Origin of the sequence: Streptomyces sp. NPDC059534 (assembly GCF_042743475.1) — a bacterium.
In the GTDB taxonomy this organism is placed as follows: Bacteria; Actinomycetota; Actinomycetes; order Streptomycetales; family Streptomycetaceae; genus Streptomyces.
Genome location: NZ_JBHWAQ010000015.1, coordinates 151,904 through 174,968 on the forward strand (window position 1 = coordinate 151,904; position 23,065 = coordinate 174,968).

Annotated in this window: 27 protein-coding genes, 5 tRNA genes and 1 pseudogene; 8 read left to right on the plus strand and 25 right to left on the minus strand. The window is 71.2% G+C overall.

From position 1 onward, the window contains the following. Window positions 1-43 precede the first annotated feature (43 nt). Entirely contained in the window at window positions 44-628 is a 585-nt protein-coding gene (locus ACFVZH_RS19585; RefSeq protein WP_384898624.1) for a flavodoxin family protein, read from the minus strand. Window positions 629-750: 122 nt separating this feature from the next. On the opposite strand from ACFVZH_RS19585, the gene ACFVZH_RS19590 reads away from it, so the two are divergent. After that, entirely contained in the window at window positions 751-1,137 is a 387-nt protein-coding gene (locus tag ACFVZH_RS19590; RefSeq protein ID WP_384898625.1) for a winged helix-turn-helix transcriptional regulator, read from the plus strand. 30 nt (window positions 1,138-1,167) lie between these two features. On the opposite strand, the gene mutM is transcribed toward ACFVZH_RS19590, so the two are convergent. The 9 genes from mutM to ACFVZH_RS19635 all read right to left on the minus strand — a co-directional run bounded on the left by mutM (window position 1,168) and on the right by ACFVZH_RS19635 (window position 10,116). Further along, complete coding sequence (gene mutM / locus ACFVZH_RS19595; protein ID WP_384898626.1) at window positions 1,168-2,028, minus strand: bifunctional DNA-formamidopyrimidine glycosylase/DNA-(apurinic or apyrimidinic site) lyase; 861 nt, start codon at window positions 2,026-2,028, stop codon at window positions 1,168-1,170. Window positions 2,029-2,143: 115 nt separating this feature from the next. Further along, window positions 2,144-2,956, minus strand: a complete 813-nt coding sequence (gene rnc, locus ACFVZH_RS19600) for a ribonuclease III (protein WP_384898627.1) — start codon at window positions 2,954-2,956, stop codon at window positions 2,144-2,146. Between the two features lie 20 nt (window positions 2,957-2,976). Beyond that, window positions 2,977-3,150, minus strand: a complete 174-nt coding sequence (gene rpmF / locus ACFVZH_RS19605; protein ID WP_015036448.1) for a 50S ribosomal protein L32 — start codon at window positions 3,148-3,150, stop codon at window positions 2,977-2,979. A 2-nt stretch (window positions 3,151-3,152) separates the two neighbouring features. Beyond that, a complete protein-coding gene (locus ACFVZH_RS19610) occupies window positions 3,153-3,878 on the minus strand; it encodes a YceD family protein (protein ID WP_384898628.1) in 726 nt (241 codons plus the stop codon). 55 nt (window positions 3,879-3,933) lie between these two features. Continuing rightward, on the minus strand, window positions 3,934-4,977 hold the full coding sequence (locus tag ACFVZH_RS19615) for an ATP synthase F0 subunit B (RefSeq protein ID WP_384898629.1): 1,044 nt from the start codon (window positions 4,975-4,977) through the stop codon (window positions 3,934-3,936). Window positions 4,978-5,087: 110 nt separating this feature from the next. Further along, complete coding sequence (gene coaD, locus ACFVZH_RS19620) at window positions 5,088-5,567, minus strand: pantetheine-phosphate adenylyltransferase (RefSeq protein ID WP_367824343.1); 480 nt, start codon at window positions 5,565-5,567, stop codon at window positions 5,088-5,090. Between the two features lie 26 nt (window positions 5,568-5,593). Next, window positions 5,594-6,175, minus strand: coding sequence for a 16S rRNA (guanine(966)-N(2))-methyltransferase RsmD (rsmD, locus tag ACFVZH_RS19625; protein WP_384898630.1), 582 nt, complete (start codon window positions 6,173-6,175; stop codon window positions 5,594-5,596). Window positions 6,176-6,233: 58 nt separating this feature from the next. After that, window positions 6,234-8,423 (minus strand): ATP-dependent DNA helicase RecG, encoded by a 2,190-nt coding sequence (gene recG / locus ACFVZH_RS19630; RefSeq protein WP_384898631.1) that lies wholly within the window; start codon window positions 8,421-8,423, stop codon window positions 6,234-6,236. A 73-nt stretch (window positions 8,424-8,496) separates the two neighbouring features. Continuing rightward, complete coding sequence (locus tag ACFVZH_RS19635; protein WP_384898632.1) at window positions 8,497-10,116, minus strand: DAK2 domain-containing protein; 1,620 nt, start codon at window positions 10,114-10,116, stop codon at window positions 8,497-8,499. A gap of 237 nt (window positions 10,117-10,353) precedes the next feature. Here ACFVZH_RS19635 and rpmB point away from each other — a divergent pair, with 237 nt between their 5' ends. Continuing rightward, entirely contained in the window at window positions 10,354-10,539 is a 186-nt protein-coding gene (gene rpmB, locus ACFVZH_RS19640; RefSeq protein WP_015036441.1) for a 50S ribosomal protein L28, read from the plus strand. Between the two features lie 123 nt (window positions 10,540-10,662). Here rpmB and thiD read toward each other — a convergent pair whose 3' ends face one another. Next, window positions 10,663-11,463 (minus strand): bifunctional hydroxymethylpyrimidine kinase/phosphomethylpyrimidine kinase, encoded by an 801-nt coding sequence (gene thiD / locus ACFVZH_RS19645; protein ID WP_384898633.1) that lies wholly within the window; start codon window positions 11,461-11,463, stop codon window positions 10,663-10,665. After that, complete coding sequence (locus ACFVZH_RS19650; protein ID WP_384898634.1) at window positions 11,460-12,422, minus strand: thiamine-phosphate kinase; 963 nt, start codon at window positions 12,420-12,422, stop codon at window positions 11,460-11,462. The genes thiD and ACFVZH_RS19650 overlap by 4 nt, the downstream gene beginning before the upstream one ends. Before the next feature lie 233 nt (window positions 12,423-12,655). On the opposite strand from ACFVZH_RS19650, the gene ACFVZH_RS19655 reads away from it, so the two are divergent. Both ACFVZH_RS19655 and ACFVZH_RS19660 read left to right on the plus strand, forming a co-directional pair. Beyond that, the gene (locus tag ACFVZH_RS19655; RefSeq protein WP_030551081.1) at window positions 12,656-12,889 is read left to right on the plus strand and encodes an Lrp/AsnC family transcriptional regulator; all 234 of its coding nucleotides are present in this window, start codon (window positions 12,656-12,658) and stop codon (window positions 12,887-12,889) included. A gap of 20 nt (window positions 12,890-12,909) precedes the next feature. After that, entirely contained in the window at window positions 12,910-13,389 is a 480-nt protein-coding gene (locus ACFVZH_RS19660) for a DUF3515 domain-containing protein (protein WP_384898635.1), read from the plus strand. A 33-nt stretch (window positions 13,390-13,422) separates the two neighbouring features. Here ACFVZH_RS19660 and ACFVZH_RS19665 read toward each other — a convergent pair whose 3' ends face one another. From ACFVZH_RS19665 to ACFVZH_RS19675, 3 genes are all read right to left on the minus strand, one after another. Beyond that, entirely contained in the window at window positions 13,423-14,562 is a 1,140-nt protein-coding gene (locus tag ACFVZH_RS19665; protein WP_384898636.1) for a D-alanine--D-alanine ligase family protein, read from the minus strand. 123 nt (window positions 14,563-14,685) lie between these two features. Next, window positions 14,686-15,687: an NAD(P)H-dependent glycerol-3-phosphate dehydrogenase gene (locus ACFVZH_RS19670; RefSeq protein WP_384898637.1), complete on the minus strand. Its 1,002-nt coding sequence runs from the start codon at window positions 15,685-15,687 to the stop codon at window positions 14,686-14,688. Next, window positions 15,684-16,436 carry a lysophospholipid acyltransferase family protein gene (locus ACFVZH_RS19675; protein WP_384898638.1) on the minus strand — a complete coding sequence of 251 codons (753 nt, stop codon included), beginning with the start codon at window positions 16,434-16,436 and terminating at the stop codon, window positions 15,684-15,686. Before ACFVZH_RS19675 ends, ACFVZH_RS19670 begins: the two co-directional genes overlap by 4 nt. 127 nt (window positions 16,437-16,563) lie before the next feature. Here ACFVZH_RS19675 and cofC point away from each other — a divergent pair, with 127 nt between their 5' ends. Together cofC and ACFVZH_RS19685 are read left to right on the plus strand one after the other, a co-directional pair. Next, complete coding sequence (cofC, locus tag ACFVZH_RS19680) at window positions 16,564-17,211, plus strand: 2-phospho-L-lactate guanylyltransferase (protein WP_384898639.1); 648 nt, start codon at window positions 16,564-16,566, stop codon at window positions 17,209-17,211. Window positions 17,212-17,221: 10 nt separating this feature from the next. Then, window positions 17,222-17,431 (plus strand): hypothetical protein, encoded by a 210-nt coding sequence (locus tag ACFVZH_RS19685; RefSeq protein ID WP_384898640.1) that lies wholly within the window; start codon window positions 17,222-17,224, stop codon window positions 17,429-17,431. A 96-nt stretch (window positions 17,432-17,527) separates the two neighbouring features. On the opposite strand, the pseudogene ACFVZH_RS19690 reads toward ACFVZH_RS19685, so the two are convergent. After that, a pseudogene (locus ACFVZH_RS19690) lies at window positions 17,528-18,229 on the minus strand (HU family DNA-binding protein); the annotation flags it as partial. Here ACFVZH_RS19690 and ACFVZH_RS19695 point away from each other — a divergent pair. Beyond that, a complete protein-coding gene (locus ACFVZH_RS19695) occupies window positions 18,152-18,325 on the plus strand; it encodes a hypothetical protein (RefSeq protein WP_384898641.1) in 174 nt (57 codons plus the stop codon). The pseudogene ACFVZH_RS19690 and the gene ACFVZH_RS19695 sit on opposite strands and share 78 nt — an antisense overlap. Before the next feature lie 47 nt (window positions 18,326-18,372). On the opposite strand, the gene ACFVZH_RS19700 is transcribed toward ACFVZH_RS19695, so the two are convergent. From ACFVZH_RS19700 to leuC, 3 genes are all read right to left on the minus strand, one after another. Then, entirely contained in the window at window positions 18,373-18,600 is a 228-nt protein-coding gene (locus ACFVZH_RS19700) for a hypothetical protein (protein WP_030325570.1), read from the minus strand. Window positions 18,601-18,704: 104 nt separating this feature from the next. Then, the gene (gene leuD / locus ACFVZH_RS19705) at window positions 18,705-19,298 is read right to left on the minus strand and encodes a 3-isopropylmalate dehydratase small subunit (protein ID WP_384898642.1); all 594 of its coding nucleotides are present in this window, start codon (window positions 19,296-19,298) and stop codon (window positions 18,705-18,707) included. 6 nt (window positions 19,299-19,304) lie between these two features. After that, window positions 19,305-20,729 (minus strand): 3-isopropylmalate dehydratase large subunit, encoded by a 1,425-nt coding sequence (leuC, locus tag ACFVZH_RS19710; RefSeq protein WP_384898643.1) that lies wholly within the window; start codon window positions 20,727-20,729, stop codon window positions 19,305-19,307. Window positions 20,730-20,869: 140 nt separating this feature from the next. Between leuC and ndgR the strand changes: the two genes are divergently transcribed. Next, the gene (gene ndgR / locus ACFVZH_RS19715; protein ID WP_016432448.1) at window positions 20,870-21,586 is read left to right on the plus strand and encodes an IclR family transcriptional regulator NdgR; all 717 of its coding nucleotides are present in this window, start codon (window positions 20,870-20,872) and stop codon (window positions 21,584-21,586) included. 125 nt (window positions 21,587-21,711) lie between these two features. On the opposite strand, the gene ACFVZH_RS19720 is transcribed toward ndgR, so the two are convergent. From ACFVZH_RS19720 to ACFVZH_RS19745, 6 genes are all read right to left on the minus strand, one after another. After that, a tRNA-Glu gene (locus tag ACFVZH_RS19720) sits at window positions 21,712-21,784 on the minus strand. 39 nt (window positions 21,785-21,823) lie between these two features. Then, a tRNA-Gln gene (locus ACFVZH_RS19725) sits at window positions 21,824-21,895 on the minus strand. 14 nt (window positions 21,896-21,909) lie between these two features. Continuing rightward, window positions 21,910-21,982, minus strand: a tRNA-Glu gene (locus ACFVZH_RS19730). 84 nt (window positions 21,983-22,066) lie between these two features. After that, a tRNA-Glu gene (locus ACFVZH_RS19735) sits at window positions 22,067-22,139 on the minus strand. A gap of 41 nt (window positions 22,140-22,180) precedes the next feature. Beyond that, window positions 22,181-22,252: transfer RNA gene (locus tag ACFVZH_RS19740), tRNA-Gln, on the minus strand. A 93-nt stretch (window positions 22,253-22,345) separates the two neighbouring features. Next, window positions 22,346-23,065 (minus strand): HAD family hydrolase, encoded by a 720-nt coding sequence (locus ACFVZH_RS19745; RefSeq protein WP_384898644.1) that lies wholly within the window; start codon window positions 23,063-23,065, stop codon window positions 22,346-22,348.

The following is a 23,065-nucleotide window of genomic DNA, read 5'->3' on the forward strand; positions in this document are numbered from 1 at the left end:
TCACCTCTGCGGCGACGGGGCCCTTTCCCGTGGCACGGGGGTATCAGGCGGCGGCGCGGCCGGCCGCGAAGGTGCGGGCGGTGTCGGCGACGCGGCGGCCGAGGTGTTCGGCGGTGGCGACGTCGGCCTTGTGGACGCCGTCGGGGCCCAGGTCGGTGTGGGTCTGGGCGCCGGCACCGGAGAAGAAGCCGAGACGGTTGAGGTCGTTCTCGGAAGCCTCGCTGCTGTTCCAGCCGGGCTTCAGGCCGAGGTTGACCCACGTCATGCCGTGCTGGCCGGCGAGGGTCTGGAAGAACTGCAGGGTGTGCAGCTTGTCGCCGCTCTTGGAGCCGGAGTTGGTGAAGCCGGCGGCGAGCTTGTCCAGCCAGGCGTCGGTGAACCAGCGCTTCGAAGTGGCCTCGGCGAACTGGTGGAAGGCGCCGGAGGCGGTGCCCATGTAGGTCGGCGAGCCGAAGACGATCGCGTCGGAGGCGTCGAGCAGCTCCCACTGGGCGTCGGTGATCCCGTCGACGTTGATGAGATGGACGGTGGCGCCCGCGTCCGCGGCACCGGCGCGGACGGCCTCGGCGAGGACGGCGGTGTGGCCGTAGCCGGAGTGGTAGGCGATGGAGACGACGGGCGTGGTCACAAGGGGCTCCTCGAAAGGTCGGCAGGGGAACGACCAGAAGTAGAGCACTAACTTTTGGAAAGCGCAAGCTCCTGGGTGGCGCAGCCGTGGCGGTAAGCGCTGCGCGGGAGTACGGTGGGCGCATGACTGACGACCTCGCCTACGACGTGTTCGCGCGCGCCTGCCCCTCGCGCGGCACGCTGGAGCACGTGACGGGCCGCTGGGGCAGCCTGACCCTGGGCGCCCTGCACCACGGGACGTTCCGCTTCAACGAACTGCGGCGGCGGGTCGACGGCGTGAGCGAGAAGATGCTGTCGCAGACCCTGCACGCCCTGGAGCGCGACGGTCTCGTCCACCGCGAGGCGCAGCCCACCAACCCGCCGCGGGTCGACTACCGGCTCACCCCGCTCGGCCGCGAGATCGCGGAACGGCTGATCGGCCTGATCGCGCTGGTGGAGGGCCGCATGCCCGAGGTCGAGGCGGCGCGGGAGAGCTACGACGCGGAGCGCGCGGCGCCCGTCACGGGGTGACCTTCCCCCCGTGACAGGCCGGGCCCGCCGTTACGCGGTCGCGCGCGGCGGGCGCTGGCAGCGCGGGCAGAAGTAGCTGGAGCGGTTCATCCAGGGACGCCGGCGCATCGGCGTACCGCAGCGGTGGCAGGGCTCGTCCTCGCGCCCGTAGGCGTCGAGCGAGCGGTCGAAGTAGCCGGACTCGCCGTTGACGTTCACGTACAGGCTGTCGAAGCTGGTGCCGCCGACCGCGAGCGCCGCGTTCATCACGTCCCGGACGTGCCCGAGGAGCTCCGTCGAACGCGGCCTCGTCAGGGTCGCCGTCGGGCGGTCGTAGTGCAGCCGGGACCGCCAGAGGGCCTCGTCCGCGTAGATGTTGCCGACGCCGCTGATCAGCGACTGGTCGAGGAGCGCCCGCTTGACCGTCGTACGGCGCCCGCGCAGCGCGGTGTGGAAGGCGGCGTCGTCGAACTCCGGGTCCAGCGGGTCGCGGGCGATGTGGCCGATGACGTCGGGCAGCCCGTCGGGGGTCTGGTCGTGCAGCGAGAGCCCGCCGAAGGTGCGCTGGTCGACGAAGCGGAGCTCGGTGCCCGCGGAGTCGTCGAAGCGGATGCGGATCCTGAGGTGCCTCTCGTCCGCGGCGGCCTCCGGCTGGACGAGGAGCTGGCCGCTCATGCCCAGGTGGCCGAGGACGGACGTGCCCGTTTCGGCGAGCGGCAGCCAGAGGTACTTGCCGCGCCGGCGCGCCACCTCGAACCGCTGCCCCTTCAGCCGGGCCGCGAAGTCCTCGCCGCCCGCCGGATGACGCCGCACGGCCCTGGGGTGCAGCACCTCGACCTCGGTCACGGTCCGCCCGGCGACCCAGCGCTCGAGACCACGCCGTACGACCTCGACCTCGGGCAGCTCGGGCACGGGGACTCCTCGATGACGTCTTCGACAGCGCTTCAACCCTACCGGCGCACGCACCCCGGAAAGACGAGAACCCCGCCCTGGGGCGGGGTTCTCGGGAAGCGGTGGACGCGGGCCGTCAGGCCGACGCCCCGTGAGCGGTAGGAGAGGGGTCGGCGACCTCTCCCGTTCCCGACTCGGCAGCGGCCTTCGCCGCTGCCGCGCGTTCGTCCGCGGCGGCGCGAATCTCGCACCACGCCGACTCGGCGGCCTGCTGTTCCGCTTCCTTCTTGCTGCGGCCGGTGCCGGTGCCGTACGAGACACCACCGACGCGGGCGGCAGCAGTGAAGATCTTCTCGTGGTCCGGGCCCTCTTCGGAGACGAGGTACTCGGGCACGCCCAGGCCCTCGGCCGCGGTGAGCTCCTGGAGACTGGTCTTCCAGTCCAGGCCGGCACCGAGGTTCGAGGACTTCTCGATCAGCGGGTCGAAGAGCCGGTGCACCAGCTCGGCGGCCACTTCGAGGCCCTGGTCGAGATAGACCGCGCCGATCACCGCTTCAAGGGTGTCGGCGAGGATGGATGCCTTGTCCCGGCCGCCCGTGCCCTCTTCGCCCCGGCCGAGCCGGATGAAGGAGCCGAGTTCGAGGCCGCGGCCGACCTCCGCCAGCGCACGAGAATTGACCACCGCGGCCCGCAGTTTGGCCAGCTGGCCTTCCGGCAGGTCGGGGTGGGTGCGGTACAGCGTGTCCGTGACCACCAGGCCGAGCACGGAGTCCCCGAGGAACTCCAGACGCTCGTTGGTGGGCAGACCGCCGTTCTCGTACGCGTACGAGCGGTGCGTCAGCGCACGCACCAGAAGGGCGGACTCGAGCCGATAGCCGAGCCGCCCTTCCAGAAGCGTGTGGGACGAGGCATGATCCGTCTTGTCGTCCGTCTTGCGGGACTCAGACATTGCGCCTCTCACCAGCCCAATCAGACCGAGAGGACCTGGCGCTTGTTGTAGGTGCCGCAGCTCGGGCACGCGATGTGCTGCAGCTTCGGCTCCTGGCAACGCTCACACGAAACCAGGGTGGGGACCGCAGCCTTCCACTGCGACCGGCGGTGGCGCGTGTTGCTGCGCGACATCTTCCGCTTCGGAACAGCCACGGCTACTTCTCCTGCTTCTCGGCGGCGCTTCGGACGTCCCCGTCAGAGGCTTTGCCGCTCATGTTGTCCTTCTCATCGGTTCCCAGCGAACCGGCGAGTCCCTGCAGTGCCGCCCAACGAGCGTCGACGGCGTCATGGTGGTGGTCCGGGTTGTCGTTGAGGTTGGTCCCGCATTCGGAACACAGCCCCGCACAGTCCTCCCGGCACACCGGCTGCATCGGCAGTGCGAGCACCACCGCATCACGCAGCACGGGTTCGAGGTCGAACATGCCGTCCTCGAGGGGGATCATGTCCTCGTCGTCCTCGGCTTCGTCGTCCGCGGCCGCCTTGGAGCGGCCCCGGTCGTCGGAGTCGGGGTACGAGAACATCTCCTGGAAGTCCACGTCGAGATCGATCTCGACGGGCTCCAGACACCTTACGCACTCCCCCTCGGCCGATGCACGGGCGGTGCCTGTGACAAGCACCCCTTCCATGACCGACTCAAGACGGAGATCGATTTCCATCGGAGCGCCCTCGGGTACTCCGATCACTCCTTCGACGCCGAGGTGCCCGGGGGCCTCGACCGATCGCGAGATCCGCTGGAGGGCACCAGGACGCCGCCCCAGCTCGTGTGTGTCGAACACGAGGGGGTTGCGGTGGTCGAGGCGCGTGCTCAGGGTTCTTCCTGCTTTCGGATCGTTCTCAACGTGAGGAGGCTGCCGAACGTGGGCAGCAAGGGGCGCGGGCATACGCGCGACCGAAGAGCCAGGATACTGGACGCTTCGCTCAGGGCCCAATCCGGGGCTAGTGCCCCTGTTCGTACCGGCGCAGCTGCTCCAGGTCGATCATGCCCGTGTCGAAGAAGCTGGTCTCGTCGAGCGAGGCGGCCTGCTGCGGCTGGTGGGGCTGGGCCTGGGGGTCGTACGCCTGCTGCTCGTAGCCGTACTGGCCCTGGTAGGCGTACGGGTCGGGCTGCTGGTACGCGTAGGGGTCCTGCTGCTGGTAGCCGTAGGCCGGGTCCTGCTGCTGCGGCTGCTGCTGCTGGTAGCCGTACGGGTCGGGCTGCTGCTGGGCGGGGATGTGCGCCGGCTGCGGGGGCTGGAACTGCGCCGGCTCGGGGTCGGCGAGCTCCGCGAGGCCGGCCAGGTAGTCGGCGTCGCTGGTGTGCACCGCGCCACTGAGGCCGTCCTGGGCCGCCATGTGCTCGCCGAGGTCGTCGGTGGCGATCCGGCCGTGCAGCTTCTGCCGGCCGCGGCCGACGGCCTCCAGCGTCTTGCTGAGCACCGCCTCGAACGCGCCGAGCTTGGCGTCCACGTACTCGTCGGCCCGCTGGATCAGGGTCTGCGGGTCGGCGCTGTACTCCGGGGCGTCCTCGTCCGCGTAGCCGTCCGGGCCGAGGCCCGGGCCGCGGCCGAGGAGCTTCTCGCGGCCCCGGTCGACGGAGCCGATGGTCTTGTTGAGGACGACCTCGAAGTTGGCGAGCTTGGAGTCGACGTAGTCGTCGGCCTCGGCGCGGACCTCCTCGGCCTCGCGGCGGGCCTCGGTGAGGATGCGGTCGGCCTCCTCCTGCGACTGCCGGGCGACCTGGGTGTCGGAGACGATCGAGCCCCGCTCGGCGTGGGCGGCCTCGATGATGCGGTCGGCCTCGTGACGGGCCTGCTCGACCATCTGCTCGCGGCCGCCGATCAGCTCCTGGGCCTGGGCGAGGGAGCCGGGCAGGGCCTCCCGTACCTCTTCGAGCAGGGCGAGCAGGTCGGCCCGGTTGACCACGCAGGATGCCGACATGGGCATGGAGCGGGCGCCCTGCACGGTCGCGACGATCTGGTCGAGCTTCTTCTGTACGTCCACCGGGTGCTCGCCACTCTCTACAGCTGGATGGAGACGGACGGGACGACTTTAAGGGCAGTCGGCTCCCGTCCGACACCAGGTGACGGAGCGTCAGCGGCGGTGGCCGCGCGTCACTTCCCGGTCAGCCGCTCGGTCAGCCGGCCGAGGACCGCCGGGGGGACCAGGTGGGAGACGTCGCCGCCCCAGGCCGCCACCTCCTTGACCAGCGAGGAGGAGAGGAAGCTGTACGTCGGGTTGGTGGGGACGAACAGCGTCTCCACGCCCGTGAGGCCGTTGTTCATCTGGGCCATCTGCAGCTCGTAGTCGAAGTCGCTGACCGCGCGCAGGCCCTTCACGATGGCGGGGATGTCGCGCTGCTTGCAGAAGTCGACGAGGAGGCCATGGAAGGACTCCACCTCGACGTTGCCGAAGTCGGCGGTGACCTCGCGGATCAGCTCGATCCGCTCGTCGACCGTGAAGAGGCCCTTCTTCGACTGGTTGATCATCACCGCGACGTGTACGACGTCGTACAGCTTGGAGGCGCGGGCGATGATGTCGAGATGTCCGTTGGTGATGGGGTCGAACGACCCCGGACAGACGGCGCGGCGCAACGTGGGTTCCTCGCTCTCCGGTCCGGTCATCGTGCGTCTTCGCACGTAGAGGCGGCGCGACCGTACCAAAACGTTCCCTCGCCGTAACGACGGGACCGCATGGGCTCGAAACCGGCCGGCCAGCCGAATTCACCGCCTCGGGTGCTGCGCTCCACGGTGACGAGGGCATCCTCGCTCAGCCAGCCCCCCGAGCGCAGTGTGAGGAGAATCTCGCGGAGTTCGGCGTCCCCGACCGCGTACGGCGGGTCGAGGAAGACCAGGTCGTACGGATCGGCCGGGGCCGGTCCCGTCACGATCTGCTCCGCCTTGCCGGTGCGGAGTTCGGCGCCGGGCAGGCCGAGCGAGGCGATGTTCTCGCGGACGGTCCTGGCGGCGCGGGGCTCGGCCTCGACGAGGAGGGCGTGGGCGGCGCCCCGGGACAGCGCCTCCAGGCCGACGGCGCCGGAGCCCGCGTACAGGTCGGCGACCCGGGCCCCGGCGAGGCCGTGGAAAGCCTCCCAGGTGGAGAAGAGGCCCTCGCGCGCCCGGTCGGAGGTGGGGCGGGTGCCGTTGCCTGGCGGCACGGCCAGGCGGCGCCCGCCGGCCGTGCCGGCGATCACGCGGGTCATCGGTGTCCTCGTTCTGCGTAAGCCATTGCGTGCACCCCTAGCTTATGGCGGCCGGTGGTCAGCCCTTCTCCAGGTACTCCTCCCGCTCCTCGCTGAGCAGGGCGTCGAGCGCGGTGCGCAGGCCCGGGTGGGCGGTGAGGTCGGGGTCGGCGAGGACGAGGGTGGTGGCCTCCTCGCGGGCGGCGGTGATGACCTCCTCGTCGTCGATGACGGTGAGGACCCGCAGCGAGGAGCGGACGCCGGACTGGGCCTGCCCGAGGACGTCGCCCTCGCGCCGCTGTTCGAGGTCGATACGGGAGAGCTCGAAGCCGTCGAGGGTGGCGGCGACGGCGCCGAGCCGCTGCCGGGCGGGGGTGGCCTCGGGCATCTCGCTGACGAGGAGGCAGAGGCCGGGGGCGGAGCCTCGGCCGACGCGGCCGCGGAGCTGGTGGAGCTGGGAGACGCCGAAGCGGTCGGCGTCCATGATCACCATGGCGGTGGCGTTGGGGACGTTGACGCCGACCTCGATGACGGTGGTGGCGACCAGGACGTCGAGCGCGCCGGCGGCGAAGCGGCGCATCACGTCGTCCTTGTCGTCGGGGTGCATGCGGCCGTGCAGGACGGCGATCCGCAGGCCGGCGAGGGGGCCGGTGCGGAGCTGCTCGGCGACGTCGAGGACGGCGAGCGGCGGGCGCTTCTCGGCCTCGTCCTCCGGGGACGCCTTGGACTTCTTCCTGTCCTCCTCGTCGCCGATGCGGGGGCAGACGACGTACGCCTGGTGGCCGTTCCCGACCTCCTCGCGGACCCGTTCCCACGCGCGCGCCAGGAAGTGCGGTTTGTCGGCGGCGGGGACGACGTGGCTGGCGATCGGGGAGCGTCCGGCGGGCAGCTGGTCGAGGACGGAGGTCTCCAGGTCGCCGAAGACGGTCATGGCGACCGTGCGCGGGATGGGCGTGGCCGTCATGACCAGGAGGTGCGGGGGCTGCTTGCCCTTGCCGCGCAGGGCGTCGCGCTGCTCGACGCCGAAGCGGTGCTGCTCGTCGACGACGACCAGGCCCAGGTCGTGGAACTGGACCTTGTCCTCGATCAGCGCGTGCGTGCCGATGACGAGCCCCGCCTCCCCGGTGACCAGGTCGAGCAGGGCCTGCCGGCGGGCGGCGACGCCCATGGAGCCGGTGAGCAGGACGACCTTGGTGGCGCGCTCGGCGCCGCCGAGCATCCCGCCCTCGGCGAGTTCGCCCATCATCTCGGTGACCGACCGGTGGTGCTGCTGGGCGAGGACCTCGGTGGGGGCGAGCATCGCCGCCTGCCCCCCGGCGTCGACGACGGCGAGCATGGCGCGCAGCGCGACCATCGTCTTTCCGCTGCCCACCTCGCCCTGGAGGAGGCGGTGCATGGGGTGGTCGGTGGCGAGGTCGTCGAAGATCTCGCGGGAGACCTTCGACTGGCCGTCGGTGAGGGTGAAGGGGAGCTTGGCGTCGAAGGCGTCGAGGATGCCGTCGGGGGTGGGCCGGCGGGGTACGGCGGGCAGCTGGGTGTCGGCGTGCCGGCGGCGGGCGAGGGCGACCTGGAGGACGAATGCCTCGTCCCACTTCAGGCGTTCGCGGGCGTCGGCGATGTCGGCCTTGGTGCGGGGCCGGTGGATCTTCCGCAGGGCGTCGGGGAGCTCGGCGAGTCCGCGGCCCTCGCGCAGGGCGTCGGGGAGCGGGTCGACGGCGTCGACGGCGCTGGGCAGGACGGCGTCGACGGCCTTGGCGATCTTCCAGGACTCCAGCTTGGTGGTGGCCGGGTAGATCGGGATGAGGGCCCCGGCCCAGGTGTCCACGGCCTCCCCGCTGTCGCCGCGGAGGAGTTCGTACGAGGGGTGGGCGAGCTGGAGGCGGCGGTTGAAGAGCGAGACCTTGCCGGCGAACATCGCCCGGGTGCCGGGGAGCAGGTCCTTGTGCGGCTTGTGGACGCCCTTGCCGAAGAAGACCAGTTGCAGCCGGCCGCTGCCGTCGGTGATGGTCACTTCGAGGCGCTGGCCGCGTCCCTTGGAGCCGTTGAAGGTGAGCACACGGGCGTCGGCGACCTGGGCGACCACGGTGACGTGCTCGTCGAGGGGCAGGTCGGCGAGGGTGGTCAGCTCCCCCCGCTCGGCGTACCGGCGGGGGTAGTGGTGGAGCAGGTCGCCGACCGTGTGCAGGTCGAGTGCCTCGGCCATGACCTTGGCGGTGGCGGGGCCGAGGGACTTCTTGAGTGGTTCGTCGAGCGCGGGCACGCGTTCCATTCCACACCAAGGGACCGACAGTCGCGTCCAGGCCGCGGCCGGCGCCGGCCCGGGTCGGCCCCCGGGCCGGGGTTCACTCCACGCCGATGAGCAGGGGCGGGGCCCCCGCGCCCGCGTGGTACGTGGTGGTGTCGACGGCGAGGTAGCCGCGGCGGACGTGGCGTTCCAGGTCGGGGGCGAGGCCGGGCGGGGTGTCGTCGGCGACGACGAGGGTGACGAGTTCGCCGCCGGCCGAGAGCATCCGGTCCAGGACGGTGCGGGCGGTCTCGGTGAGGTCCTGGCCGATGACGGCGACGTCGCCCTCGATGAGGCCGAGGACGTCGCCGGCCTGGCAGACGCCGGCCGAGGTGAAGGACTGGCGTTCGGCGACGGCGAGTTCGGCGTACCGGGTGGCTCCGGCGGCGGCGGTCATGGCGACGACGTCCTCGTCGAAGCGCCGGTCGGGTTCGTGGACGGCGAGGGCGGCGATGCCCTGGACGGCGGCGCGGGTGGGGATGAGGGCGACGCGGATGCCTTCGGCCCTGACGTGTTCGGCGGCGGCCGCGGCGGTCTGCCGCAGGTCGGTGTCGTTGGGCAGGAGGACGACCTCGCGCGCGTGTGCCCGGCGGATCGCGTCGACGAGTTCGTCGCGGGCGGGCGGTTCGCCGGGCCGGGTCTGGACGGTGGTCGCGCCGGCCTCGGCGCAGAGTCCGGCGAGGCCGGCGCCGGGGACGACGGCGACGACGGCGCGCTGGGCGCGCTCGGCCGGTCCGGCCGCGGCGGCGGAGTCGGCCGCGAAGTGGGTGATGCGGATGCGGTGCGGGCGTCCGGCCTCGACGCCGGCCTCGACGGCGGCGCCCGCGTCGTCGACGTGGACGTGGACGTTCCAGAGCCCGTCGCCGCCGACGACGACGAGGGACTCCCCCAGGGCGTCGAGCCGGCCGCGGAGGAGTTCGACGGCGGTGTCGTCGGCCTCCAGGAGGTAGATCACCTCGTAGGCGGGTCCGCCTTCGGTGGCGCACTCCTCGCCGGGGTGGGGTGCGACGGGGCGGCCGGGTGCCGTCGAGGGGTCGGGCGGCGTCCGGCCGGTCACGGTCTCCAGGAGCGCGCCGAGGACCGTCACCAGGCCCTGCCCGCCGGCGTCCACGACTCCGGCGCGTTCGAGGACGTCGAGTTGCCCGGAGGTGGCCGCCAGGGCCGTCCTGGCGCCGTCGTAGGCGTTCCTGGCCACGTCCACGAGCGGGCCGCCCGTCGCGCAGGCCCGGGCCGCGGCGGCCGCGACCGTGAGGATGGTGCCCTCCACGGGGTGGGCGACGGCCTGCCGGGCGGAGGCGGCGGCCTCGGCGAGGGCGCGGGCGAGGTGATCACCGTCACATCCGTCGGCGAGGACCCCGGCCATGCCGCGCAGGATCTGGGACAGGATGGTCCCGGAGTTGCCGCGGGCGCCGAGCAGGGCGCCGTGCGCCATGACCCGTACGGTCTCGGCGGTGTCGGGCTCGGAGGCGGCGAAGACCGCTTCGACGGCCTGGTGGGCGGCTTCCGCCGTCAGGTACAGGTTGGTGCCGGTGTCCCCGTCGGCGACCGGGTAGACGTTGATCGCGTCGATCTCCGCGCGCTCCCGGCCGAGGGCGTCCAGCGCCCGTGCGCACCAGGTCCGGAGCGCTTCGGCGTCGAGCTCGACGAGCTCCTCGAAAGGCTGAAGGGCTCGCGACAACGGGGGGTCCTCCTTCTGCGGTGAGCTCACCGCAGGGTAGACCCGAGGTGTCCCGCTCGTGACCTGGGCCCGGGGCGAGGTCCGCCGAGACCGTGGTAGTTTCGTTCCACCGAGCCAGCCGTTGTATGCTGCTTCGGTTGCCTGGTTCACACCGGGCCATCCCCCGGCAAGCCACTTCAGACTCCTGATTCCGGTGCGCCGGATTTCACTGTAAATCTGAAGTCTTTGGAGTGACCCGTGGCTGCCAACTGCGACGTCTGCGGCAAGGGGCCGGGCTTCGGCAACAACATTTCGCACTCGCACCGCCGTACGCCTCGTCGCTGGAACCCGAACATCCAGCGTGTGCGTGCCGTGGTCGGTCGGACGCCGAAGCGGCTCAACGTCTGCACCTCGTGCATCAAGGCCGGCAAGGTCTCGCGCTAATTGCGACGTTCTGTCGTAGCGCAGCCCCTGCGGTTGCCTTGAAAGGCCGGTTCACCTAGGTGAACCGGCCTTTTGCCATGCCCGGAGACGGAAGGGCCGCCGGTGTGGCCACCGACGGGCCCCTCAGTCCCTGAACCGCCAGCCGTGGTCGACCGGGCCGATGCCCGCGCCCAGGGCGAAGCCGGCGGCTATGGCGCCCGTCACGTACTCCTTCGCCTGCCGTACCGCCTCCGGCACGGGCAGCCCCTTGGCGAGCCCCGAGGCGATGGCCGAGGCGAGCGTGCAGCCCGTCCCGTGGGTGTGGCCGTTGTCGTGGCGCGGGGCGCGCAGCCAGTGCTCCTCGGAGCCGTCCGTGAGCAGGTCGACGGCGTCCCGGCCGGTGGGCAGGTGCCCGCCCTTGATCAGGACCCACTCGGGTCCGTACGACAGGATCGCCTCGGCGGCGGTCCGCATGTCGCTCTCGTGCACGACGTGGACGCCGGTGAGCTGCGTCACCTCGTCCAGGTTCGGGGTGGCGACGGTGGCGCGGGGCAGCAGCCGCGTGCGGACGGAGCCGAGGGCGTTCTCGGCGAGGAGCGGGTCCCCGTGCTTGGAGACGCCCACCGGGTCGACGACGACCGGCGCGTCCGTCCCGGCGAGCAGCTCGGCCACCGTCTCGACGAGGGCGGCGGAGGCGAGCATGCCCGTCTTGACCGCCTGGACGCCGATGTCGTCGACGACGGCCCGGTACTGGGCCCGTACGGCCTCCTCGGGCAGCTCCCAGGCCCCGTGGACGCCCCGCGAGTTCTGGGCGGTGACGGCGGTGAGGACGCTCATGCCGTGGACGCCGAGGGCCAGCATGGTCTTCAGGTCGGCCTGGATGCCGGCGCCGCCGCCGGAGTCGGATCCGGCGACGGTGAGGACGAGCGGGGGCCGGGAGGTCACTCCGTCTCCCCGAAGTGGTCCCAGCCTCCGGCGCTGTGCCAGGGCGCCCCGTCGACGGTGACCTGGGGCAGCGCCGAGGGGTGGAGGACCTCGCCGATGACCTTCCAGCGGGCGGGGAGCTTCACGTCGGGCGGGAAGGTGGCCACGATGGCGTGGTCCTCTCCCCCGGTGAGCACCCACTGCATGGGGTCGACGCCGACGGCCTGGCCGATGTCGTTCATCTGGGTGGGGATGTCGATGAGCCCGGAGCGCAGGTCGATGCGGACCTTGCTGGCCTCGGCGATGTGGCCGAGGTCGGCGATGAGGCCGTCGCTGACGTCGCACATGGCGGTGGCACCGAGTCCGGCGGCGGCCGGACCGGCGTGGTACGGCGGCTCCGGCCTGCGGTGGGCCTCCACGAAGGCGCGCGGGGAGCGGAAGCCTCGGGAGAGGACCGCGTATCCGGCGGCGGACCAGCCGAGCCAGCCGGTGTAGGCGACGACGTCGCCGGGCTGGGCCCCGCCCCGGGTGACCGGGTCGTGGTTGCGCAGGTCGCCGAGGGCGGTGATGGAGACCATGATCGTGTCGCCGCGGACGACGTCCCCGCCGACCACTGCCGCGCCCGCGACCTGACATTCGTCGCGGAGTCCGTCCATGAGTTCGGTGGCCCAGGTGACGGGCAGTTCCGCGGGGACGACGAGGCCGAGGAGGAGCGCGGTGGGGACCGCGCCCATGGCGGCGATGTCGGCGAGGTTCTGCGCGGCGGCCTTGCGGCCGACGTCGTACGCCGTCGACCAGTCGCGGCGGAAATGACGTCCTTCGAGGAGGATGTCCGTGCTGGCCACCACCCGCCGGTCGGGGGCGGAGACGACCGCGGCGTCGTCGCCGGGCCCGATCCGCACCGCGGGGGTGGAGGTGAGCCGGGACGTGAGCTCTCTGATGAGCCCGAACTCGCCCAGTTCTCCGACTGTGCCCTTCACCGCGTCTCACCTCGTGTCTTCGTGCCGGCCGGCGGGCGGGGGCGCGTCTGGGCGCGCCGCGGGTCGCGGGCCGTCACCGTGCTGGGTACCGTCAAGTAGACCGTCAACTTCTGTCCTGCGTACGCCACACCGCGAGCGCCCCGGAACGCGCGGGTCTCCCCGCGGCCCGCGGCGACGCGGTACCGTGGCGTCCCTTTCTCCCACAAGATCCTCGTGGTCGCCCTGGAGGTTCCGTGGTTCAGGCGTACATCCTTATTCAGACCGAGGTGGGCAAGGCGTCGATCGTCGCCGACACCATCTCCAAGATCCCGGGGGTGCTCCAGGCCGAAGACGTGACCGGTCCGTACGACGTCATCGTGCGCGCGCAGGCGGACACGGTCGACGATCTCGGCCGCATGGTGGTCGCCAAGGTCCAGCAAGTGGACGGCATCACGCGCACCCTCACCTGCCCGGTCGTTCATCTGTAGCCCCCGTCTACGCTTGGCCGGTGACGTCTTCCCACCGGCCCTTCGGCCTGCCCGCCGCCACCGCGGGTGTTCTGCTGCTGGCCGCCGTCGGCTGCTCCTCTTCGGGCGCCGCGGCGTCCGTCGAGGTTCCCAGCCCCCCGGCGGCGGAGGCCGCCTTCTGCCAGGCCCTGGCGAAGGAGCTTCCCGACACCGTGGCGGGGCTGGAACGGAGTGATCCGGAACCCGGCTCCGAGCTGACCGCCGGGTGGGGTGACGGTGCGATCGTACTGCGCTGCGGGGTCCCCCGGCCCGAAAAGATGAGCGATCCGACGGCGCAGGGCATCGAGGCCAACGAGGTGAACTGGATGCTGGAGCGCCCCGAGGGCAGCGGGCCCCGATTCACCTCGGTGTACCGGAAGACGTACATCGAGGTGACGCTCGACGAGCGGTACGCGCACGACGTCACGCCGCTCGCGGATCTCGCCGCCCCCGTACGGAAGACCGTGCCCCCGAGCCTCTGAGAGGCGGCGGCACGGTCTTCTGGTGCGTCCCGGTCAGCGCAGGCCCGTGGAGCGGTTCAGCGCGGCCTGGATCAGCCGGTCGACGAGCTCGGAGTAGCCGACGCCGCTCTCCTGCCACATGCGCGGGTACATGGAGATCGGCGTGAAGCCCGGCATGGTGTTGATCTCGTTGATGACGAACTCGCCGTCCTCGGTGAGGAAGAAGTCGGCGCGGACCAGGCCCTCGCAGGAGACGGCCTCGTAGGCGGCGACGGCCAGGCGCTGGACCTCGGCGGTGGCCTCGTCGCCGATCGGCGCGGGCACGATGCCGGAGGCCGAGTCGATGTACTTGGCCTCGAAGTCGTAGAAGTCGTGGTTCGTGACCGGCGGGATCTCGGCCGGCACGCTGGCGCGCGGGCCGTCCTCGAACTCCAGGACGCCGCACTCGATCTCGCGGCCGCGCAGCAGCGACTCGACGAGGATCTTGGGGTCGTGGCGGCGGGCCTCCTCGATGGCCTCGTCCAGGCCGGAGAGGTCGTCGACCTTGGTGATGCCCATCGACGAACCGCCGCGGGCGGGCTTCACGAAGAGCGGCCAGCCGTGGTCGGCGGCGAACTCGACGATCTTCTTGCGGGCGGCGGCCGGGTTCTGCTCCCACTCGCGCGGCCGGATGACCTCGTACGGGCCGACCGGGAGGCCGAAGGAGACGAAGACCCGCTTCATGTACTCCTTGTCCTGGCCGACGGCGGAGGCGAGGACGCCCGCGCCGACGTAGGGGACGCCGGAGAGCTCCAGGAGGCCCTGGAGGGTGCCGTCCTCGCCGTACGGGCCGTGGAGCATCGGGAAGACCACGTCGACCTCGCCGAGGGCCTTCGGCACGGCGCCGGGCTCGGTGAGGACGACCTCGCGGTTGGCGGGGTCGACGGAGAGGACGACGCCGCCCTCCTCGGACTCGGCCAGGTCGGCGACGTTCGGCAGGGCGCGGTCGGCGATGGCCATGCGCTCGGGGGCGTCGGCGGTGAGCGCCCAGCGCCCGTCCGTCGTGATGCCGATGGGCAGCACGTCGTACTTGTCCCGGTCGATGGCGCTCAGGACGGCGCCCGCCGTGACGACGGAGATGGCGTGCTCGGAGCTGCGGCCGCCGAAGACGACGGCCACGCGCGGCTTGCGGGGGCTCTGGGTGTTCTCGCTCATATCGCGATGAGCGTACCTTGCGACTCCCGAACTCCTGAGCGCCCCGCTGCCGCCGCGCGCGTACGGCGCAGCGGGCGGGTCGCCGACGGCCCGGCGGCGGGGCTAAGGCGGGTCGGCGGCGGGTCAGCGGCGTTCGGGCTTGGCCGATCGCGACATCAGTTCCTTGAGCGCGACGACCGGCGGCTTGCCGTCGTGGACGATCGAGACGACGGTCTCGGTGATGGGCATGTCGACGCCGTGGCGGCGGCCCAGATCGAGCACGGACTCGCAGGACTTGACGCCTTCGGCGGTCTGCTTGGTGGCCGCGATGGTCTCCTGGAGGGTCATCCCGCGGCCGAGGTTGGTGCCGAAGGTGTTGTTCCGGGAGAGCGGCGAGGAGCAGGTGGCGACCAGGTCGCCGAGGCCCGCGAGGCCGGAGAAGGTGAGCGGGTCGGCGCCCATCGCGAGGCCGAGGCGGGTGGTCTCGGCGAGGCCGCGGGTGATGAGCGTGGCCTTGGAGTTGTCGCCGAGGCCCATGCCGTTGGCGATGCCGACGGCGAGGCCGATGACGTTCTTCACGGCGCCGCCGAGTTCGCAGCCCACCACGTCGGTGTTGGTGTACGGGCGGAAGTACGGGGTCATGCAGGCGGTCTGGAGCCGCTGGGCGACCGTCTCGTCGACGCAGGCGGCGACGGCGGCGGCGGGCTGCCGGGTGGCGATCTCCTTGGCCAGGTTGGGGCCGGTGAGGACGGCCACGCGCTCGGCGGGGACGTCGGCGACCTCCATGATGACCTCGCTCATCAGCTTGGCGGTGCCGAGTTCGACGCCCTTCATGAGGGAGACGAGGACGGTGTCCGGAGCGAGCAGCGGCTTCCAGGCGGCGAGGTTGCCGCGCAGGGTCTGGGAGGGGACGACGAGGACGGTGAAGTCGGCGTCGCGGGCGGCCTCGGCGGGGTCCGCGGTGGCCGTGATCGCCGCGGGGAGCTCGACGCCCGGCAGGTAGTCGGGGTTGGTGCGGGTGGCGTTGATCTCCTTGGCCAGTTCGGGGCGGCGGCCCCAGAGGCTCACCTCGCACCCCGCGTCGGCGAGCACCATGGCGAAGGCGGTGCCCCAGGATCCGTTGCCGAAGACGGCTGCCCTGGTCACTTGGCGCCCTCCTCGGCGGCCTTGCGGCGCTGGTCCAGACGGGCCCTGCGGTGGTCGTACGGCTCGGCCGGCGCCTTCTCGCCGCGGACCTCCTCCAGGAGGGCGGTGACGGCGGCCATGATGGTCTCGGTGGCCTCGCGGAGCACTTCGGGGGTCGGCTCCAGGCCGTCGAAGCGGGAGAGGTCGACCGGCGGACCGGCCTGCACGATCAGCGTCTTGCGGGGGAACAGGCTGAGCTTGTTCTCCTTGGCGTACGGCGGCATCGCGAGGTTGGCGCCCCACTGGGCCACCGGGATGACGGGGGCCCGGGTGAGCAGCGCGACGCGGGCGGCGCCGGTCTTGCCGGCCATCGGCCACATGTCGGGGTCGCGGGTGAGGGTGCCCTCGGGGTAGAAGGCGACGCACTCGCCGCGCTCGATGGCGTCGACGGCGGCGCGGAACGCGTCGAGCGCGTTGGTCGTCTCGCGGTAGACGGGGATCTGGCCGGTGCCGCGGAGCATCATGCCGACGAAGGGGGCCTTGAACAGGGCCGCCTTGGCCAGGAGGCGCGGGACACGGCCGGTGTTGTACTGGTAGTGCGCGTACGACAGCGGGTCCAGGTAGGAGTTGTGGTTGACCGCGGTGATGAATCCGCCGTCGGCCGGAATGTGCTCCATACCGCGCCAGTCCCGCTTGAACAGAACCACCAGGGGGGGTTTGGCGATGACCGCCGCGAGGCGGTACCAGAAGCCGATTCTGCGGCGGGACACTCGGACACCTTTCTCCGGGACTGGCTGGCAGGGGGTCAAGTGTCGCCCCGTGCTCCTGGTCTGTCGAGTGACACCGTACGCCCCGGAACCCGCGGCGGACCGCGTGGGCGGGACAGAATAGGCCGCGATGAACACGGATGCGGACGACGACTGGTCGCTGGTCGTACCCCTGAAGCCCCTTGCCCTGGCGAAGAGCAGACTGGCCGCGGCGGCCGGAGCCCGGTTGCGCCCCCGGCTCGCGCTGGCGTTCGCCGAGGACACCGTGGGGGCGGTGCTGAACTGCGTGCGCGTACGGGATGTGGTGGTCGTCACGGACGATCCGGCGGCCGGGGCGGCGCTCGCGGCCCTGGGAGCCCGGATCGTGCCGGACACTCCGGCGGCGGGGCTCAACGCGGCCCTCGCTCACGGGGTCCGCGCGTTACGGGACGGGCGGCCGTACGCGCGCGTGGCCGCGCTCAACGCGGACCTGCCGGCGCTGCGGCCCGCGGAGCTGACCCGGGTACTGGACGCGGCCCGGAATTTTCCGAGGGCATTTCTCGCGGATGCCGCCGAAATAGGTACGACATTCCTCTCGGCGGGTCCGGGGGTGGAATTGGAACCGGCATTCGGGGGTGCGTCGAGGTTGCGGCATTTGTCTTCGGGGGCGGTGGAAATCCGGCTCGCGGGGGTGGATTCCGTACGCCGGGACGTGGACACCGGGGACGATCTCGCGGAGGCCCGGGCCCTGGGGCTCGGTCCCCGGACGGCCGCCCGGTGGCTGCCGGTGGCCGGATAGGCTGCCGTTCATGCAGGCGACCGCGTTCACGTACGACCCCGAGACCCGCAGCGGCAGTGTGCTGCTCGACGACGGCACCCCCGTGGAATTCGGGGCGGATGCCTTCGAGGCGGGCGGGCTGCGGCTGCTGCGGCCGGGCCAGCGGGTGCGGATCGAGACGGAGCCCGGCGCCCCCGGGGCCGGTCCGCTGATCACCCTGGTGACGCTCCAGACCTTCTGACGTCCCCGACCAGGGCCTTTTCTTTCCCCGGGACGCGCCGCGGGCCGGGCTCCCACGGTGGGAGCCCCGGCCCCCGGGGCGGTTCCGCTCGGCCAGCTTGTAGGCGGGGGTCATGATGGCGGTCGTCGTGCGCGCCGTCGTCTTCTTGGCGGGCGCCTTCGTCGCCGTGGCCTTCTTCGCGGCCGGCGCGGTCTTCTTCGCCGCGGCCTTGGTCGCCTTCTTGGCGGCGGCGGCCGTGGTCGCCTTCTTGGCGGCGCTGCTCGCGGTCTTCTTCGCGGCGGTGGTGGTCTTCTTCGCGGGGGTCGCCTTCTTGGCGGCCGCGGTGGTGGTCTTCTTCGCCGGCGTCGCCTTCTTGGCGGCCGCCGTCGTGGCCTTCTTCGCCGGGGTCGCCTTCTTCGCGGCGGCCTTCTTGGCGGTGGTGGCCCTCTTCGCGGCGGCCTTCTTCACCGTGGCGGAGGCGCCACCGGTGAGGCTGCCCTTGGGGGCCTTCTTGACGGAGACCTCGCCGCCCTTGGGGAGCTTCTTCGAGCCGCTGACCAGGTCCTTGAAGCCCTGACCAGCGCGGAAGCGGGGAACCGAGGTCTTCTTGACCCGCACGCGCTCACCCGTCTGGGGGTTGCGGGCGTAGCGGGCCGGACGGTCGACCTTCTCGAACGAGCCGAAGCCCGTGACCGAGACCCGGTCGCCCCCGACCACGGCACGCACGATGGCGTCGAGCACGTGGTCGACGGCTTCGGCGGCCTGCTGACGACCGCCCATCTTGTCGGCAATCGCTTCTACGAGCTGCGCCTTGTTCACGTCTTCCCCTTCGGAGACATTGCCAGAACGAAAGTGTTCAAGCTTTTTCGCACGTTAGGCATGTATATACCGCAAATCAAACACGAAACGGGCTAATCACCCTAGTGCCGCAACGCGGAAGAGCCGCTACGGAGTTCCTGGTGTCAGTCGTCCTCTGGGAATCGGCCCTCGTCGAGGTCCTTCATCAACCGGTCCAGACGCGTAGCCGCGTCCTTGAGATCGTGCTTCGCCGCGGCCGTCACGACCAGCAGCTTCCGGGACAGCGCCATCCTTACGCCCTCCGGGACTTGCAGTGAGCGCACCCTTGTGTGCGCTTCCTTCAATCGGGCGGCGACTGACTCGTAGAGCTCGAGTTGGCTGTCGCGTTCCATGCACCGATTGTGCCATCTAGGGCGAGTTGTCGCCCGACAGGGTCCCAACAAGCGACTGCGCCCCCCACCTTGAGGTGGGGGGCGCAGTCTTGGAAAAGCGCTGCTCAGACCGTAATTGTACGGGGCTTGAAGGACGGCCTGGCCGCCTCGTACGCCGCGATGTCGGCTTCGTTCTGAAGGGTGAGGCTGATGTCGTCCAGGCCGTTCAGCAGACGCCAGCGGGCGTTCTCGTCCAGCTCGAAGTCGGCGTCGATCCCGGCGGCCAGGACCTTCCGCTGCTCCAGGTCGACGGTGATCTCGGCGGTCGGGTCGGCCTCGGTCAGCTCCCAGAGCGCGTCCACCGTCTCCTGCGGCAGGACGACGGTCAGCAGCCCGTTCTTCAGCGAGTTGCCGCGGAAGATGTCGGCGAAGCGGGCGGAGATGACCGTCTGGAAGCCGTAGTTCTGGAGCGCCCAGACGGCGTGCTCACGGGAGGAGCCGGTGCCGAAGTCGGGGCCGGCGACCAGGACCGAGGCACCCTGCCGCTCGGGGCGGTTGAGGACGAACTCGGAGTCCTTGCGCCATGCCTCGAAGAGCCCGTCCTCGAAGCCGTCGCGGGTCACCTTCTTCAGCCAGTGCGCCGGGATGATCTGGTCGGTGTCGACGTTGCTGCGGCGCAGCGGGACGGCCCGGCCGGTGTGCGTGGTGAAAGCTTCCATGGTTCCTCAGACCCCCGCGGTGGTGGCGACGTCGGACAGATCGGCCGGGGAGGCCAGGTGGCCCAGGACGGCGGTGGCGGCGGCGACCTGGGGCGAGACCAGGTGGGTCCGGCCGCCCTTGCCCTGCCGGCCCTCGAAGTTGCGGTTGGAGGTGGACGCGGAGCGCTCACCCGGAGCCAGTTGGTCGGGGTTCATGCCCAGGCACATCGAGCAGCCCGCGTGCCGCCATTCGGCGCCGGCCTCCTTGAAGACCTTGTCCAGGCCCTCCTCGACGGCCTGCAGGGCGACCCGGACCGAGCCGGGGACGACCAGCATCCGGACGCCGTCGGCGACCTGGCGGCCCTTGAGGAGGTCCGCGGCGTTGCGCAGGTCCTCGATGCGGCCGTTGGTGCAGGAGCCTACGAAGACGGTGTCGACCCTGATGTCGCGCAGCGGCTGTCCGGCGGTCAACCCCATGTACTCCAGGGCCTTTTCGGCGGCGAGGCGCTCCGAAGCGTCTTCGTACGAAGCCGGGTCGGGGACGTGCGCCGAAAGCGGGGCACCCTGGCCGGGGTTGGTGCCCCAGGTGACGAACGGCGCCAGCGAGGCGGCCTCGATGACGACCTCGGCGTCGAAGACCGCGTCCTCGTCGGACCTCAGGGTCTTCCAGTACGCGACGGCGGCGTCCCAGTCCTCGCCCTCGGGGGCGTGGGCGCGGCCCTTCAGGTACGCGAAGGTGGTCTCGTCGGGGGCGATCATGCCCGCGCGGGCACCGGCCTCGATCGACATGTTGCAGATGGTCATCCGGGACTCCATCGAGAGCTTCTCGATGGCGGAGCCGCGGTACTCCAGGATGTAGCCCTGGCCGCCGCCGGTGCCGATCTTGGCGATGATCGCCAGGATGAGGTCCTTGGCGGTGACGTCCTCGGGCAGTTCGCCGTCGATCGTGATGGCCATGGTCTTGGGCCGGGCCAGCGGCAGCGTCTGGGTGGCGAGCACGTGCTCGACCTGGCTGGTGCCGATGCCGAACGCCAGGGCGCCGAAGGCACCGTGCGTGGAGGTGTGCGAGTCGCCGCAGACGACCGTGGTGCCGGGCTGGGTCAGCCCCAGCTGCGGTCCCACGACGTGGACGACGCCCTGCTCGACGTCGCCCAGCGGGTGCAGGCGGACGCCGAACTCGGCGCAGTTCTTGCGCAGGGTCTCCAGCTGGGCGCGGGAGACCGGGTCCGCGATCGGCTTGTCGATGTCGAGGGTCGGGGTGTTGTGGTCCTCGGTGGCGATGGTGAGGTCGAGGCGCCGCACCTGCCGGCCGTTCTGGCGCAGGCCGTCGAACGCCTGGGGGCTGGTCACCTCGTGCAGCAGGTGCAGATCGATGAAGAGGAGGTCGGGCTCGCCCTCGGCGCGCCGGACGACATGGTCGTCCCAGACCTTCTCCGCGAGTGTCCTACCCATCGCTTTCCCTCCGGCCGACGTCTACGCCGGCACAACTAGAGACCCGTTTCGCGGGCCGTTGTGCGGCCGCCTCACCAGAGTGACAAGTTCCTCGGAAAATTGAACTTGCGTTTCACAGAGTGAGACGCGAATATCGTTGCATGGACAACTCTAGCGGCGTAGGCGTTCTCGACAAGGCAGCCCTTGTCCTGAGCGCCCTGGAGTCCGGTCCGGCCACCCTCGCAGGACTGGTCGCGGCGACGGGACTCGCACGACCCACGGCACATCGTCTCGCCGTGGCACTGGAACACCACCGGATGGTGGCCCGTGACATGCAGGGCCGGTTCATCCTCGGACCGCGCCTGTCGGAGCTCGCGGCCGCGGCCGGCGAGGACCGCCTGCTCGCGACCGCGGGCCCGGTGCTGACGCATCTGCGCGACGTCACCGGCGAGAGCGCCCAGCTCTACCGCCGGCAGGGCGACATGCGCATCTGCGTGGCGGCCGCCGAGCGGCTCTCGGGACTGCGGGACACCGTGCCGGTCGGCTCGACGCTGACCATGAAGGCCGGCTCCTCGGCGCAGATCCTGATGGCCTGGGAGGAGCCCGAGCGGCTGCACCGCGGCCTCCAGGGTGCCCGCTTCACGGCGACCGCCCTGTCGGGCGTGCGGCGCCGCGGCTGGGCCCAGTCGATCGGTGAGCGGGAGCCGGGCGTCGCGTCCGTCTCCGCGCCCGTACGGGGTCCCTCGAACCGCGTGGTGGCCGCCGTGTCGGTCTCGGGTCCGATCGAGCGCCTGACGCGCCACCCGGGCCGTATGCACGCGCAGGCGGTCATCGACGCCGCCGCCCGTCTCTCCGAGGCGCTCCGCCGCACCGGCTGACGTTCCCCCGCCCTCTGTTCGTACCCGGCCCACCGCTTCAACGCCGCAGCGGTGGGCCGGAGTTGTGCCCACGGCACCGAACAGCGAAGAAGCCCTCCCCCGAAGGGAAGGGCTTCTTCTTTCTGTACCCCCGACCGGATTCGAACCGGCGCTACCGCCTTGAGAGGGCGGCGTGCTAGGCCGCTACACAACGGGGGCCTTGCGGATCAGATCCGCGGTGCAGATGAGCTCTGCGAGCTGGCCTACCTGGACTCGAACCAAGAATGACGGTACCAGAAACCGTAGTGTTGCCAATTACACCATAGGCCATGGTGGTTACACCGTACCCCCGACCGGATTCGAACCGGCGCTACCGCCTTGAGAGGGCGGCGTGCTAGGCCGCTACACAACGGGGGCCCTAGCGATCCCACCCGGCCGGAACCGGGTGATGTCACCGTAGATCCACTGGGAGCTACCCAAGTGACCTACAGGATGGATCTGTACCCCCGACCGGATTCGAACCGGCGCTACCGCCTTGAGAGGGCGGCGTGCTAGGCCGCTACACAACGGGGGCTTTGTGGATGCCATCCACGATTGCAGATAAAGCTCTGCGAGCTGGCCTACCTGGACTCGAACCAAGACTAACGGAACCAGAAACCGTCGTGCTGCCAATTACACCATAGGCCACCGGGGCAACGTCCCCACCAGGGAGGATCTTGCTCGGCTTGCGCTTTCCGGGTTCTTGCCTTTCGGCTTGTTCCCCTCGGCGCAGGAAGAACATTACCCGAAGGTGGACGGTGCTCCAAAACGGGTATGCCCGCCGAGCAGGGCCGGGAGCTGGTGGAGGCCCGTGATCCGGTTCAGCTCGGGCCTGCCGCCGGTGTCCGCGCGGTCCAGCCAGACGCCCAGCAGCCCGGCCTCCACGGCGCCGCGCGCGTCGATGTCCGGCTGGTCCCCCACGTACGCCACCTGGTGCGGGGGCAGGTCAAGGGCGGTGCAGGCGGCCCGGAACGCCTCCGGGGCGGGCTTGGCGACACCGAGCTCGGCGGCGCACAGGACGGCCTCGAAACGGTCGCGCACGCCCAGGACGCGGAGCTTGCGCTCCTGGTTGTGGATGCTGGAGTTCGACAGGATCCCGTGACGGTAGTCACGGGCCAGCAGGTCCAGTACGGGGACGGCGTCGGGGAAGAGCTCCCATGCGGCCTCGTAGCGCGCCACGTACCGCCCGAACCAGTCGTCGGCCTCGGCGGCGGTCAGCGGCTGCCCCAGGAAGTCCCGGACGCGGTCCCTGCGCTGGTCCAGGAAGTCGACGCCGCCGGCCTCGAAGCGGCGCCAGTGGAGCGCGGTCAGCTCCTGCCAACGACGGAGGGCCTGGTCGACGGAGTCGTATCCGTCCACCAGGCCCTCGGCCGTCAGGTGCGCGCTCATGCCGGCGCGGTCGGCGCGGGCATAGTCGAAGATCGTGTCGTCCACGTCCCAGAGGACCGCGCGGATGGTCAT